The organism is Magnetococcales bacterium (genome assembly GCA_015232395.1).
Taxonomy (GTDB): Bacteria; Pseudomonadota; Magnetococcia; order Magnetococcales; family JADFZT01; genus JADFZT01.
In genome coordinates this window covers 1-12622 of record JADFZT010000102.1, presented here as the reverse complement: position 1 = coordinate 12622, position 12622 = coordinate 1, and the positions used below count along the sequence as shown (strand labels likewise).

The following is a 12622-nucleotide window of genomic DNA, read 5'->3' as shown; positions in this document are numbered from 1 at the left end:
GTCAACAGGGAGTCAACCCATTGATCGCCATTCAAATCGCTTTGGCTGGCAAAATCAAATAGGGGGAGAGCAGTTACTCCGAGGGGGGGTATGAAAAATGGCAGGACTTCAAGAAGGATGATCAGCTGTTGAGGCTTTGGGCCAGTTCGTCGCCAAAGGGCTCCAGCACCTCCAGAAAGGCGGGCATATGGTTGGGAAAACGGAGTTTGACGAATTCGGCCTGTTTTTCCAAAATGGCCTTGGCCACTGCCAACCGGGAGAGTTCAGGACTTGCCCGGCCCAATGAGCGCAGGGTGCGGTCCAAGGCCTGGGAGAGACGGGCCAGGGCATCTACCCGCCCCAAAGGATCTTCCACTTGATCCTGTACCGCTTCCACAGCTTCCAGGTGGAGCTGTAGATAATCCTCCAGAAGGCGTTCCACCAGATAATCCCGCCGCTCGCCGGCAAGCCATTGGCTACCCCGGTTGCCAGCAGCCTTCCCCATGGCCACACGGCCGCTCAGGGATGAGCCTGGTTTTTTTTGGGGCTTTGGCGAAGAGGCCGCTCGGGATGTTTTGGTGCAGGCCACCCCTTTGATCCGTGCCGCTTCCCAGTCGTCCCCGGCTTTTTTGGCCTCTCTTTTCCAGCGCTTGGCGGTTTCCAGGGAGACCCCCTGATGGCTGGCAGCCTCTGCCAGGGTGAGACCGCTGGTCACGAAATCCCCTCTGAGGGCGTCGCCTAAAAGTTTACCGCGTTTTTTTTTCATCAGCTGGTCTGAAAACGGGCTTTGATGAGCCGGACACAGGCCGAGAGGGTCAGGTCGGCAGAGCTGTGGCCAGGGGTTGGGGGAGAGATTTCCCCTGCCTGGATCAGGTGCTCATCCAGGCTGCGCATCTGGCGGGTGTGGTGCCACTGGCGCTGTTCGATGGCATCAAGCTTGGATTGTATGCCGTCCAGTATGGGGTGGAGTCCTCTGTTTTCAGCCATGACTGAATCCTTGAGCCTTCCCGGAAAAAAAGGGGGTTATTTTGGCCTGGCGGCCAATCCGGGAAAAGGGCCTGCAGGCTGGTTGGGTTGATCGTGATTTTTGAGTATTGATATTTTTTCACGACATATCGGGCAATAGCTTTTTCAGTTTGTCCGCTAACGCTTTGGAGCCGGACCGGGAGGAGCGCCTCACCCCTCCTTGGGAGAGATAGGCGGTTCGGGTGGCTGTGCGCAAAAGGGTGGCTGCACGCTCCAAAAGGCTTTGATCCTCCAGGTTGAAGCTTTTATTGTTCAGCTTGTTGATCACCTGCAGGGTTCCTCGAACTTTGTTTCCATCGCGATTTTTGATGGGCACGCAGAGGACGTTTCGGGTGTTGTAGCCGGTCATCTGGTCCACATCCCGGTGAACACCGTCCCGGTGGCGCATATCGTTGACAATCAACGGCTGGCCAGTGATGACCACCTCCCCGGTGATGGAGCGCTGCAGGGGAATATCCAGCTCTTTTTCGATCAATCCGGTACCGCTTTGCAGCCAGGCCCGCTGGTGCTTGGGGTCGTGGATAAAAATGGAACAGCGTTCAGTCTTGAGAATATCAGGAAGCAACGCCACCGCTTGATTCAGGATCTCTTTATACTCCTCCTTGGAATCGGCCTTGGAGCCGGATTTTTTGCCGGAATCGGCCTTTTTGCTGGCCAGCGCTCGCAATTCCTGGAGTGGATCGGATTGATTGGTGGTCTCAGCCATGATTTTCCTGTTCTTTCTTAAACGCAACAGCGGTGGTTCAAGCCAGATTGAATCCATTTATTGCCCTCAAGCTTTTGTCTTGAGAAAAGCTTGAAAAAATCCGTAAAATCCTTAACTCTTCGGGCTATATACAGGAGCCGTCGGAGAGTGACCTGGAAATGGGGTGCATCCCGTTATTGGCTCTGTTCTTTTCAGATGGATTTTCTATATAAAGCGGGTTTGAGCCAACAGGTGGTGATGCAATTGTTTTGCCATATTTCAAAAAAACACGCCATCCTGTTAAAGTTGAGACCAATTTAAAGAATATCGCCAGCACCGATTTCATGGCATACAAGTTAAAGCGGCTTGCCAAAAAATTCAAGATGATGGGGTGCAGCAGTGGCTTCGGAGGGGGTGACTGACCGGTTAATGCCACTCCCTTGCCTGATAAAGGAACCTCGTCACTTTGAGGCAATGAATGGCCATGAAATGATTAAAAACCGGGTTGGACGTATAAAAAAAAGGATCCGAGAAAGAGGGGAAGCGTTCTTTTTGTGTGAACTTATTCCAATATTATCAATAAGTTCATGAAGGGGTGCCTAAGCCCGTGGCCAGAAAATAAAGCCATGTTTGCTCCAGCCCCACGTCAGGGAACCAGGCGGAGTTGAACTCCCTGGAAAAAAGGCCCGGACTTAAGGCGTGAAGAGAGCTATACTGGCCCAGTTTGGGTCGACTTTTTGCAATTGAGGGGCATAATAGTCCGAACGCCCGCTTCACAAAGATCAACCAAACCCCTACAGGGAATCCAACGGCTGGCAGCATCAATACCGTTTTTTCCTGATAATTCAGTTATGACGCCACTCCGGGCCAGAAAATGTTTTTTTGTAGGGCCAGTTGGAGATGGACGACATTCCGGGCATAGGCCACAAACCGGAGGTTCGAGAGGATGACAGCCAGTCAGGGCGGTAAAAAAGTAGGCATCATTGGCGGAGGGGATATCGGCGGGGAACTGCTGCAAATTCTCTCCCGGGGTGATGATATAGAAGTCATCTTTCTGGTGGACGAAGACCCGGACGCCCCGGCCTTGTCCCAGGCACAGGGCATGGGTATCAAAACCCTGACCAACCTGGAGATGGCCCTCAACAGCATGCCGGTGGATTATATCTTTGATGCCACCCAATCCCCGGACACGCCCCAACGCATCTCTCTGCTCAACAACCAAACCCCCGTCGTCCCCGGGCAGGCGGCCTTTTTAATGCGGGAAATCTTCAAGGAACAGCACGGCTCTACCTACAAACAGGTGTTCGCCGATCTTTCCAACGTCCGCAAAGAGATCGACTCCAACACCCGTGACGTGTCCAAAACCCTCCACGTCATCGAAAAAATTTCCAACGAACTGGAGGTGCTGGCCATCAATGCCGGTATCCAGGCTTCCCGGGCTGGTGAGTTTGGCAAGGGATTCGCGGTGGTGGCGGGTGAAGTGAAAAGCACTGCCCGCGTCGCCCGTAATCTGGCTGGAGACATCGACCGGGTTATCAACGAAATCTCCTCCATGTCCAACAAAATCGAACAATCCCTGAAAAAGGCCCTCTGATCGAATCACACCCCCCCTGAAATCAGATCTGAAAGCAGCCTCATCTTCCCCGGATGGGGTCGCTCAACGGTGGTGATCATCTCCTTGGGTGTCCACCCCCTTGAGAGTGTGGCCGCTACCTCACCCAGAGCCCCAAATAGAGCCGCCAAGGCCATCCATCCACATTTTTTTTGGCCTGCTCAAACCTTCCAACCCCCACTCCCGGGCTGATAGTTCTTGACGCCACTCCCTTGATCCGATAGTAAACCTTTCTTTCAACCTGATGGTTTACCCAACTGGCTTGATGCCGACGCCATGTCCCTTGCCGACGAGACACCTGCTGCCCGTTATGCCCGATTTTGCCGCCAGCGCGCCGACGCGGGTGGTTTGCGTGTTTTGCGTCCCGTGGGGCGGGCTCAGGGTGGATGGATTGAACGGGACGGGGGGCGGTTGCGCAATTTTTCCTCCAACGACTATCTGGGGCTGGCCACCCATCCGGCATTGATAGCCCAGGCTCAGGCGTGGACCCGGGAGTGGGGGTGCGGCTCGACAGCTTCCCGGCTGGTGTGTGGGGATCTGGATCTTTTTGGCCAAGTGGAATCCCGTGTGGCCCGGGGCAAAAAAACCGCAACCGCCCTGGTGTTCAACTCCGGCTTTCAAGCCAATGCCGCCATCCTGCCAGCTCTCCTCGACCGGGAAATTTTGGGGGCCACACCCCTGGTTTTTTCCGACCGCCTGAACCACGCTTCCATCCATCACGGCTGCCAGGCGGCTGGAGTGCGGCAAATCCGTTACCGGCACAACGATTTAAACCATCTGGAAACCCTGCTCAACAAGCACCAGGCAAGCCCCGGCCCCCGGTTTATTCTCTCTGAGTCGGTTTTTTCCATGGATGGGGATCAGGTGGATGTGACCGCCTTGGTGTCCCTTAAAAATCGTTTTGGGGCCTTTCTCTATCTGGATGAAGCCCACGCCACGGGGGTGTTGGGGCCAGAAGGGTTTGGGCTCTCGGCCCGGGTGCCGGGGGAAGTGGATCTGGTGATGGGCACCTTCAGCAAAGGGTTGGGGGGGTTTGGGGCCTATGTGGCGTGTGATCAAGGCTTGAGGGAATATCTGATCAATCGGGCAGGGGGGTTTATCTATGCCACGGCCTTGCCGCCAGGGGTGTTGGGGGCGATGTATGCGGCGCTGGAGCTGTTGCCGACGCTGGATTTGGAGCGTGAACGCTTGCTCGCCAACGCCCAGCGGGTGCGGCAGGTTTTCCAGGCTGCGGGTATCGATACCGGGGCTTCCTCTACCCAGATTATCCCCATGCTGGTGGGAGAGGCTGAAAAAGCTTTGGAGATCAGCCGGGCCTTCGAAGCCGCTGGCGGGCTGGCTGTGGCGATTCGTCCCCCCACGGTGCCTCCGGGAAGCAGTCGCATGCGCTTTACCTTGAGTGCTCTCCACGATGAGGAGGCGATTGAATTTCTCCTGGAAACGATTCCCCAGCTGTGGCGGAAATTTTCCTGATGCCGACCTTTTTGATATCCACTTTTTTGATATCCACCTTTTTGATGCCCACCTTTTTGATGCCCACCTTTTTGATGAGAACCCCTTTGATGTCCGTCTCTCGGCTTCATCCTCTGAGCATCTCTGGGCGTTCTCCATGAAACAGCCCCTCCTGTTGATGGTCCACGGCTGGGGCTTTGGGCCGGGCTTTTGGCGACCCTTGAGCGCCTTGCTGGGGCCGGAGCGCTGTCGGTTGGTGGATCTGGGCTTTTCCGGGCGGATGCAGCTGCCCATTGATCCCCATGAGCCTTTCATCGGCATCGGTCACTCCATGGGTTTTCTCTGGCTTTTAAGGCAACTGAGAGCCTCTGAAAGTGCCGCTGAACCTACCCTCACTCCGGCGAATTGCCTCGGGCTGGTGAGCATCAACGGCTTTAGTCGTTTTTCCCGGAGCCGGGATTTTAAAGCGGGTATCTCCCCCCGAATCATCAAACAGATGCAGAGCCGCCTCAGTCACGACCCCCAAGGGGTGTTGGGGGATTTTCGCCAGCAGAGCGGTCTGCCACCGATCACCCGGGGTATGGGGCTGGGCGGGTTGCAGGTCGGGCCGTTACAGGCGGGACTCGACGGCTTGGCCAACTGGGATGAACGGGAGCGTTTCAATCAATGGTCGGGGCCGTGGTTGGGGCTGGCAGGTCAAGACGACGCCATCGTTCCCCCCGCCCTCACCCGGCAATCCTTTGGAGCCCAATCACCATCGAAGCTCATCTGGTCCCAGAGTGGCGGCCATCTGCTCCCTCTCACCCGCACTGCGTGGTGTGGTGAACAGCTCAGTGGTTTTTTGGCTGGGATTCAAGGGGAGGGGAGGGAATGACGGCTGCCCGTGTCATCGATGTTTCTGAGGAAGAGTCCAGAGCAGAGGTGTCGGAACCCGAGGGGCTGGGCGATCAGGGGAGCGATATCGCCAAACAGATGGATCGGACCCACACCATTGCCCACGCTTTTGATCAGGCCGACAGCTATCACCAACGGGCCAGGGTACAGCGTCTGATCGCCCGGTCTCTGGATGATCGCCTGGCCAAATGGCGCGCCCCCTCCCGGCCCAAGGTGCTGGAGGTGGGGTGTGGTTCGGGTTTTTTAAGCGAAGTGATGGTGAAGCGCTATCCTGAGGGCCGCTTTCTCTTTACCGATATTGCTCCGGCCATGGTAGCCCGCTGCCGGCAACATCTGGAGAGTGGGAATCGATCAGCCAGCCACCGTTTTGCGGTGATGGATGGCTCCAACCCGGCGCTGGAAGAGCGGTTTGATCTGATCGCCGGGAGTATGGCTTTTCAGTGGTTTGCCGACTTGAAACAGAGCTTGAGCCGCTTGACGGCACATCTTGAACCCGGAGGGTGTCTCGCCTTCGCCACTCTGGGATCCGGCACCTTTCAGGAGTGGCATGGAGCGTGTGAACGGGCCGGATTGCCCAAAGGCACGCCCATCTACCCAAGCGCCGCCCAATGGCCCGAAATCTGGCCCGGGGGAGGGGTGGGAGAGATGGAGGAGGAGTGGTTTACGGTTCGCCACCCTTCCGGAGCTGAATTTTTGCGGGATCTCAAACGCATCGGCGCCCAGACCCCAGCGCCTGATTATCGCCCCCTCTCCCCGGGAGCCCTGCGTAGCCTGTTACGGGATCTGGAGGGGGCCGATGGTTTTTCCGTGAGCTACCACGTCATCCACGGGATATTCAAAAAGAGCTGAGTTTCGTCAGGATTCAACAGAGCACCCCCCAGAACTCAAAAGAGCATGATCCCCCGCCGCAGCACCATCCCCCCCATCACCAGGACCGTCACGCCAGCCCCCCACATCAGCCAGCGTCGGGAGGTCACACCCAGAGCTGATGCAAAAAGCCCCAGCCCCATCAAAGGCCCCATGGTGCCCAGGCCAAAGGCCAGCATCACCCCCATCCCCCCCCACACCGAACCCGTCGCCGCGGCTTTGGCTTGAAAGGCCCAGTGGAGAGAACAGGGGAGGAGGGCTGTCAGCATTCCCAAGGCAAACACCCGGGAAGAGCCATGATCCCCCAATAGTTTTCCAGCCCGAGCCAAGATCCACCCACCAGCCCCCCCCTTGGAGCCAGCTTGTCCTCCCAGGAGCGGCATCACACCCAAAGCATCCAGGCCAAAAAGAATCATCGCGCTGCCAAACAGCAGATGGGGCACACCCTTCAGCCCCGCAAGAGTGCTCCCCACCTCAATGAAGGAGCCCACCCATCCGATGATGCCCCCCAAAAGGACATAACTCCCCACCCGCCCGGCGTTATAGAGCAGATGGGGTAGCAAACGCTTGCCATGGAGAGGAGAAAGCCCCCGGCACGCCTCCCCAGAGCGTAGGGAATAGGCCGTTATCAAACCACCGCACATCCCCGCACAGTGGCCGGTAGCCAGCACCCCCGCACCAAATACAAAGGCCAGATCCACCAAAAGGTCTGCCATCAGCTGCTGATTCCTCCCTGGAATAAATTCTTGAACATCCTGATTCCATCTTCCCAAAACGAGCCCAAGCATAGCTGAATGGATCCAGAAAAGCTGGTGTCAGAAGCGCTCATGCTCAACTGCCGGATTTAGGATAATGGGGGTCAAAATGGATAAAGACCAGCTATCGCCAGAAGGAATCCCTTCAAGATGGGTCAGTTCCGTGTCACATGGCATGTGACATGCTAATATTTACGGTTCGTCACTATCCAAAACACAGTAAACACTCCGAACCTTTGCATGATACCCCATGGTGAGCCGGGGGGAATCCCAAAGAGGTGACTGGCTTTGTCATTCATGGATACGATAGCAGCCTGGCTTTGGAATCCCTTCCTGAGCCTCATCTATATTGAGCTGGGCCTCCTCTTTTTGGTGATGATCCGGGGAATCTCCCTTACCCGCTCCTGGTACATGCTGAAAAAAATTTGGCGCTTTCGGGAGCCGGATCATACCGAAAAAAACATTCCCCACACCAAGGCCTTTATTGCCGCTCTCGCAGCGGGAATCGGGGTGGGCAATCTGGCGGGGGTCGCCACGGCGATTCACCTGGGGGGACCGGGGGCGCTCTTCTGGATCTGGGTTTCGGCGCTGCTGGGGGCTGCTTTTCGCATGTGCTCCACCTATCTGGCCATCCGCCACGGACCTAAAGATACCCAATCCCCCCTCTACGCCACCCCCATGGCCTATCTGGTCAAGTTTACCGGCGACACCTGGCCCCGCCTGGCCCCATGGCTGGCGGGTTTGATCCTCTTCCACGGCTTGGTGAGCGCCAATCTGATTCAAGCCAACTCGGTCTCCCATGCGGTGACCAACGAGCTGGGTCTGGCGGAAATTTTGGTCGCCCTGATCCTCTTCGCCGCTGTCGCTACGGTGGTGGTGGGGGGGATTCGCTCCATCGTTGATTTCAGTGTCGCCAGCGCTCCGTGGATGGTACTGGCTTATGTCGTTGGCGGCATCATCGTGCTGGGCTCCCATCCTCTGGACACCTTCGATGCCATCCGCTGGGTGGTACAGTCGGCCTTTCAACCCTACGCCATGACCGGGGGGGCGGTGGGTTTTACGGTGATGCAGGCGATGCAGTTTGGGGTTTCCCGAGGGGTTTTTTCCCACTTTGCCGGGATGGGGGTGGCCCCGTTTCTCCACGGTGCCAACGAAGATCATCCTGCCAAGGGCGCCTATATGGCGGCGATGGTACCCCTGGTGGATGGCCTCATCGTCTGTACGGTGACGGGGCTGGTGATCCTTTCCCTGGGCAACTGGGAAGAGCTGACCGGGGCTTATCTGACCCTGACCGCTTTTCAGACCGGCCTGGGGGTGGTGGGGCGCTGGTTGATCTTTTTCTGCCTGGCACTTTTTGCCTTCACCACCATCATCAGCTGGGCGCACTTTTCCGAGCGCTGTTATGTCTATCTTGGTGGCAAAAATGTCCGCAACTATCGCTGGTTTTTTGCGGGCATCACCTTTTGTGGCCCCTTCTTTCCCGTCGCCTTCATCTGGTCGTTGGGGGATGTGGTGATCGGCCTCATGTTAATCGTCCACCTCCTGCCCCTGACCTATATTCTACTGAAAACCCAACCCAAAATGCTCGAAGAGCTGAACGATCCGGCTGCGGAGTGATCTGGGTGACCTTTTCTTGATTTCATACCCAAAAGGGTATAGAATGTTTGTAGGGTCATGCGTATCTATTATTACAGGGAATCCGACGGTCAGATTCCCGTCAAACATTTTTTGGAAGGCCTGTCCGCTAAACTGCGCGGTCGATTTTTCGCTTATTTAACACACTTGAAAGAAAATGAGGGGAAAATCGAAGGGATTCCATTTCGGAAACTTCACGGCTATCCCCTCGAAGAAGTCCGGGTCAAGGAATCCAAAAAACTTCACCGGGTGATCATCAAGATTCGCTTGAAAAATTCGATCCTTCTCCTGCATGGCTTTACCAAACGGGAAGGAGAGGCAACACCCAAAAAGGAAATTGAAATCGCCTACAAGCGTTATCTCACCCACACCGAACAGACGACGCATAGCCATGAAACCAAACGATGACGCTGCCCACCAACAGAGTGCGCACCTGGTAGAGGCCGAATCCTCTTTTAACGCCTGGTTGCAGGATCCTGAGTGTCGGAAATCCTTTGAGGAGACCTCTCTGAAGATAGAAATTGCCCAGGCGATTCATGCCAAGCGCAAGGCCTTGAAAATGAGTCAGGCCAAGTTGGCTCAAAAGGCTCAGACCACACAACGGATCATCTCCCGAATTGAACATGCCGACATGTCTGTGGGGGTTGACCTGTTGCAACGGATTGCCAACGCACTGGGAACCAGGGTCTCTCTCACGTTCGGATAGGTTTTCTCTCACCTCACAGCCGGATATGATGGCTGGCGTTTGGCATCTTATCCGGTATCGCTGTTTTTGGTTGCGTTGATGTCGCGCCAAATGATTCCCGTCACCCCCTCTTTCTTCCATTAAACCCGGTTTGTCTCTTTTGCCTAACGCGATCCCACACACTTCCGACTGCTTCCACTGCGGATTGCCCCTGCCTAAGGGGGAGCCCATTACCCATGGGGGTGAGGGGGCGCTTTTGCACTTTTGCTGCACCGGCTGCCTGGCTGCTTATCGCATTATCCAGGGGGCGGGGTTGATGGAATTTTATCGCCGACGGGATAGCCTGACCGGTGGCCGCCCGGAAGGGGATGAAATATCCACCACCACTGTTTTTGATGATCCGGAATATCAAAAACGCCTGGTCCGCCAGGTGGAGGGAGATCTGGAAGTCCATCTGATTTTGGAAGGGCTTCACTGTGTGGCGTGTGTCTGGCTCAACGAAAAAATTCTCGGCGGGCTCCCTGGGGTGGTGAGTGCCCGGGTCAATTTTTCCACTCACCGAGCCCAGGTGCGCTGGAATCCGGACCTCACCACCCTTTCGGAAATCATCGCCACCATCGCCCGCATCGGCTATCGCGCCGAACCCTATGACCCGGATCGGGTGGAGGAGCGCCATCGCAAGCGGGATCGGGCGATGTTGTTGCGTTTGGGGGTGGCGGGGTTTGGAGCGGGCAACATCATGCTCTTCTCCTTTGCTCTCTATGCCGGGGCTTTTGGCGGCATGACCCAGGAATTTCGCAGCTATTTCCATTGGGTCTCCCTCTTTTTGGCCATTCCAGCGGTTTTTTATGGGGGATCGATCTTTTTTCGGGGGGCGTGGAACAGTCTCAGAGTGGGTCGCTTGAGCATGGATTTTCCCATTGCTCTGGGAGCGGCAGCCACCTTCAGCTATTCCCTTTGGGGAACGTTGACCGGGGAGGGGGAGGTCTACTTTGATTCGGTGGCGCTCTTCGTATTTATCCTCCTTGTAGGTCGTTATCTGGAGTCTGGGGGGCGCAAGCGGGCTGCAGCGGCCACCGAGCGACTTCTCGATCTCACCCCGCGTACCGCCAACGTCATCCGTGGGGGCAAAACCTTGAACCTGCCCATTCGGGAGGTGGTGGCTGGGGATCGGGTGGTGGTGCGCCCGGGGGAGACCATTCCGGTGGATGGGGTGGTGTGTGAGGGGCGCTCATCGGTGGATGAGTCGATGTTGACCGGAGAGTCCATTCCTGTGGGCAAAGGGGTGGGGGAGGGGGTTTCGGGAGGCAGCCAAAATCTGGATGGCGCACTGGAAATTACCGCGACCCGGGTGGGTGAGGATGCGGCTCTGGCTCGTATCGTGCGTTTGGTGGAGCAGGCTCAATCGGAACGCACCCCCATTCAGGGGTTGGCAGATCGGGTGGCCGGGGTGTTTGTCGGGGCGATTTTGTTTTTGGCAGCCGCTACCCTTTGGTATTGGCTCCGGGTGGATCCTTCTCAGGCGTTGGAAAACAGTGTCGCCTTGCTGATCATCTCCTGCCCCTGTGCCTTGGGTCTGGCTACCCCGGCAGCCATTATCGTCGCCACCGGTTTGGCTGCCAAGGAGGGGATTTTGGTTCGCAGCGGAGAAACCCTGGAGCGTTTAACCCACATCACCACCCTCATTGTCGACAAAACCGGCACTCTCACCCGGGGAACCCCCAAGGTCACCCGAATTGAATCGGTTGCGCAGATGTCACAGGAGAGATGGCTCTCCATCGCCGCTACCCTGGAAAACCGCTCGGAACATCCTCTGGCGAGTGCTGTGGTGGGGGTGGCCCGGGAAAAGAAGATTCCTTTGGTAGAGGGCGTTAAAGATTTCCGCAACTATCCGGGATTGGGGGTTGAAGCGGTTATTGATGGGGTGCGTTATCGGGTGGGGCGGCCTGCCTTCGTAGCGGAACACCATCCGGATGATGCCGCCTCCATTCCCGGGGAGATATCTCAGCCCCTCACTTGGATCGCCTGTGGGGATGATGAAAAGCTCCTGGGGTTCATTGGGGTTGCGGATGCCCTCAAGGAGGATGCTCATGGGGCTTTGAATCGGGTGAGGCAGTTGGCGCTTCCCTGCCACATTCTTTCAGGGGATCGTAATGCGGTGGTGGCCCATGTGGCTAAAGAGGTGACTGCGTCGGGTTGGTTGGGTGAATTGAAGCCTGAGGGGAAGGAGCAGGAGATCCGCCGGCGGGAGGCTGGGGGTGAAAAAACCGCCATGGTGGGGGATGGGGTGAATGATGCGCCAGCGTTGGCCCGGGCATATGTTTCCATGGTGGTGCAGAATGCTTCGGATATTTCGGTGGCGGCGGCGGATGTGGTATTTCTCAACCGTCGATTGGCTTCGATACCCAGAATTTTGGAGCTTTCCCGGCAGACCATGGGGATTGTTCGGCAAAACTTTGCCATTTCGTTGATTTACAATGTCATTGCGTTGCCGTTGGCGGCCAGTGGTCAGGTATCTCCCCTTTTTGCAGCCATTGCGATGCCTCTTTCGAGTCTTGTTGTGGTAGGCAATGCTTTGCGATTGAAGAAGAGGTGATATGGACACTCTCTATTTATTGATTCCCTTGGCTCTTTTTCTGGGGGTTGTTGGTTTGGGTTTATTGGTTTGGGCGATCAAGGGGGGGCAGTTTGAAGATTTGGAGGGTCCGAGGCATCGGATTTTGTTCGATGATGATGAAGAGATGATTCCCCCAAATCCCAAAAAAAAGCCTCCAACCTGATTTTGAATTTAAACTATTAAAAAAAAAGATGGGGGGATTTGGGGGGAATTCTTTCCCCCCAAGGTCTTTCCTTTGATCTTGATCTTGAATTTATCTTTTGATCTTGATCTTATCTTTTGATCTTGATCTTATCTTTTGATCTTGATCTTGATCTTGATCTTATCTTTTGATTTTGCGTAACTGCTCGCCCCCCCAAAAAAAATGAGGTGGCAGCACGATATTTCTTGACACGATTTTTCCACGCCAGAATGG

At 56.0% G+C, this 12622-nt stretch carries 13 protein-coding genes; 9 read left to right on the top strand and 4 right to left on the bottom strand.

The annotated features are described in order from the left end of the window. Window positions 1–121: 121 nt before the first annotated feature. The 3 genes from HQL52_18300 to HQL52_18290 form a co-directional block, all read right to left on the bottom strand. Window positions 122–745: a DUF1804 family protein gene (locus HQL52_18300; protein MBF0371397.1), complete on the bottom strand. Its 624-nt coding sequence runs from the start codon at window positions 743–745 to the stop codon at window positions 122–124. Next, the gene (locus tag HQL52_18295; GenBank protein MBF0371396.1) at window positions 745–966 is read right to left on the bottom strand and encodes a hypothetical protein; all 222 of its coding nucleotides are present in this window, start codon (window positions 964–966) and stop codon (window positions 745–747) included. The genes HQL52_18300 and HQL52_18295 overlap by 1 nt, the downstream gene beginning before the upstream one ends. A 118-nt stretch (window positions 967–1084) precedes the next feature. After that, a complete protein-coding gene (locus HQL52_18290) occupies window positions 1085–1711 on the bottom strand; it encodes a GAF domain-containing protein (protein ID MBF0371395.1) in 627 nt (208 codons plus the stop codon). A gap of 925 nt (window positions 1712–2636) precedes the next feature. Here HQL52_18290 and HQL52_18285 point away from each other — a divergent pair. The 4 genes from HQL52_18285 (at window position 2637) to HQL52_18270 (ending at window position 6497) form a co-directional block, all read left to right on the top strand. Then, on the top strand, window positions 2637–3284 hold the full coding sequence (locus HQL52_18285) for a hypothetical protein (protein ID MBF0371394.1): 648 nt from the start codon (window positions 2637–2639) through the stop codon (window positions 3282–3284). Window positions 3285–3578: 294 nt separating this feature from the next. Continuing rightward, window positions 3579–4775 (top strand): 8-amino-7-oxononanoate synthase, encoded by a 1197-nt coding sequence (gene bioF / locus HQL52_18280; GenBank protein ID MBF0371393.1) that lies wholly within the window; start codon window positions 3579–3581, stop codon window positions 4773–4775. A gap of 136 nt (window positions 4776–4911) precedes the next feature. Continuing rightward, window positions 4912–5628 carry an alpha/beta hydrolase gene (locus tag HQL52_18275; protein ID MBF0371392.1) on the top strand — a complete coding sequence of 239 codons (717 nt, stop codon included), beginning with the start codon at window positions 4912–4914 and terminating at the stop codon, window positions 5626–5628. Further along, window positions 5625–6497, top strand: a complete 873-nt coding sequence (locus HQL52_18270) for a methyltransferase (GenBank protein MBF0371391.1) — start codon at window positions 5625–5627, stop codon at window positions 6495–6497. The genes HQL52_18275 and HQL52_18270 overlap by 4 nt, the downstream gene beginning before the upstream one ends. A gap of 35 nt (window positions 6498–6532) precedes the next feature. On the opposite strand, the gene HQL52_18265 is transcribed toward HQL52_18270, so the two are convergent. Next, complete coding sequence (locus tag HQL52_18265; protein MBF0371390.1) at window positions 6533–7231, bottom strand: sulfite exporter TauE/SafE family protein; 699 nt, start codon at window positions 7229–7231, stop codon at window positions 6533–6535. 336 nt (window positions 7232–7567) lie between these two features. On the opposite strand from HQL52_18265, the gene HQL52_18260 reads away from it, so the two are divergent. The 5 genes from HQL52_18260 to ccoS all read left to right on the top strand — a co-directional run bounded on the left by HQL52_18260 (window position 7568) and on the right by ccoS (window position 12370). Further along, window positions 7568–8887 carry a sodium:alanine symporter family protein gene (locus tag HQL52_18260; GenBank protein MBF0371389.1) on the top strand — a complete coding sequence of 440 codons (1320 nt, stop codon included), beginning with the start codon at window positions 7568–7570 and terminating at the stop codon, window positions 8885–8887. A 57-nt stretch (window positions 8888–8944) separates the two neighbouring features. Next, window positions 8945–9313, top strand: a complete 369-nt coding sequence (locus HQL52_18255) for a type II toxin-antitoxin system RelE/ParE family toxin (GenBank protein ID MBF0371388.1) — start codon at window positions 8945–8947, stop codon at window positions 9311–9313. Next, window positions 9297–9611 (top strand): helix-turn-helix domain-containing protein, encoded by a 315-nt coding sequence (locus HQL52_18250; protein ID MBF0371387.1) that lies wholly within the window; start codon window positions 9297–9299, stop codon window positions 9609–9611. The genes HQL52_18255 and HQL52_18250 overlap by 17 nt, the downstream gene beginning before the upstream one ends. Window positions 9612–9750: 139 nt before the next feature. Continuing rightward, a complete protein-coding gene (locus HQL52_18245; protein ID MBF0371386.1) occupies window positions 9751–12186 on the top strand; it encodes a heavy metal translocating P-type ATPase in 2436 nt (811 codons plus the stop codon). Between the two features lies 1 nt (window position 12187). Further along, window positions 12188–12370 carry a cbb3-type cytochrome oxidase assembly protein CcoS gene (gene ccoS, locus HQL52_18240; GenBank protein ID MBF0371385.1) on the top strand — a complete coding sequence of 61 codons (183 nt, stop codon included), beginning with the start codon at window positions 12188–12190 and terminating at the stop codon, window positions 12368–12370. Window positions 12371–12622: the final 252 nt, after the last annotated feature.

Coding starts and splice junctions, on each gene's coding strand:
- HQL52_18300 (MBF0371397.1), bottom strand. CDS start 745: ATGAAAAAAAAACGCGGTAAACTTTTAGGCGACGCCCTCAGAGGGGAT.
- HQL52_18295 (MBF0371396.1), bottom strand. CDS start 966: ATGGCTGAAAACAGAGGACTCCACCCCATACTGGACGGCATACAATCC.
- HQL52_18290 (MBF0371395.1), bottom strand. CDS start 1,711: ATGGCTGAGACCACCAATCAATCCGATCCACTCCAGGAATTGCGAGCG.
- HQL52_18285 (MBF0371394.1), top strand. CDS start 2,637: ATGACAGCCAGTCAGGGCGGTAAAAAAGTAGGCATCATTGGCGGAGGG.
- bioF (MBF0371393.1), top strand. CDS start 3,579: ATGTCCCTTGCCGACGAGACACCTGCTGCCCGTTATGCCCGATTTTGC.
- HQL52_18275 (MBF0371392.1), top strand. CDS start 4,912: ATGAAACAGCCCCTCCTGTTGATGGTCCACGGCTGGGGCTTTGGGCCG.
- HQL52_18270 (MBF0371391.1), top strand. CDS start 5,625: ATGACGGCTGCCCGTGTCATCGATGTTTCTGAGGAAGAGTCCAGAGCA.
- HQL52_18265 (MBF0371390.1), bottom strand. CDS start 7,231: ATGGCAGACCTTTTGGTGGATCTGGCCTTTGTATTTGGTGCGGGGGTG.
- HQL52_18260 (MBF0371389.1), top strand. CDS start 7,568: ATGGATACGATAGCAGCCTGGCTTTGGAATCCCTTCCTGAGCCTCATC.
- HQL52_18255 (MBF0371388.1), top strand. CDS start 8,945: ATGCGTATCTATTATTACAGGGAATCCGACGGTCAGATTCCCGTCAAA.
- HQL52_18250 (MBF0371387.1), top strand. CDS start 9,297: ATGAAACCAAACGATGACGCTGCCCACCAACAGAGTGCGCACCTGGTA.
- ccoS (MBF0371385.1), top strand. CDS start 12,188: ATGGACACTCTCTATTTATTGATTCCCTTGGCTCTTTTTCTGGGGGTT.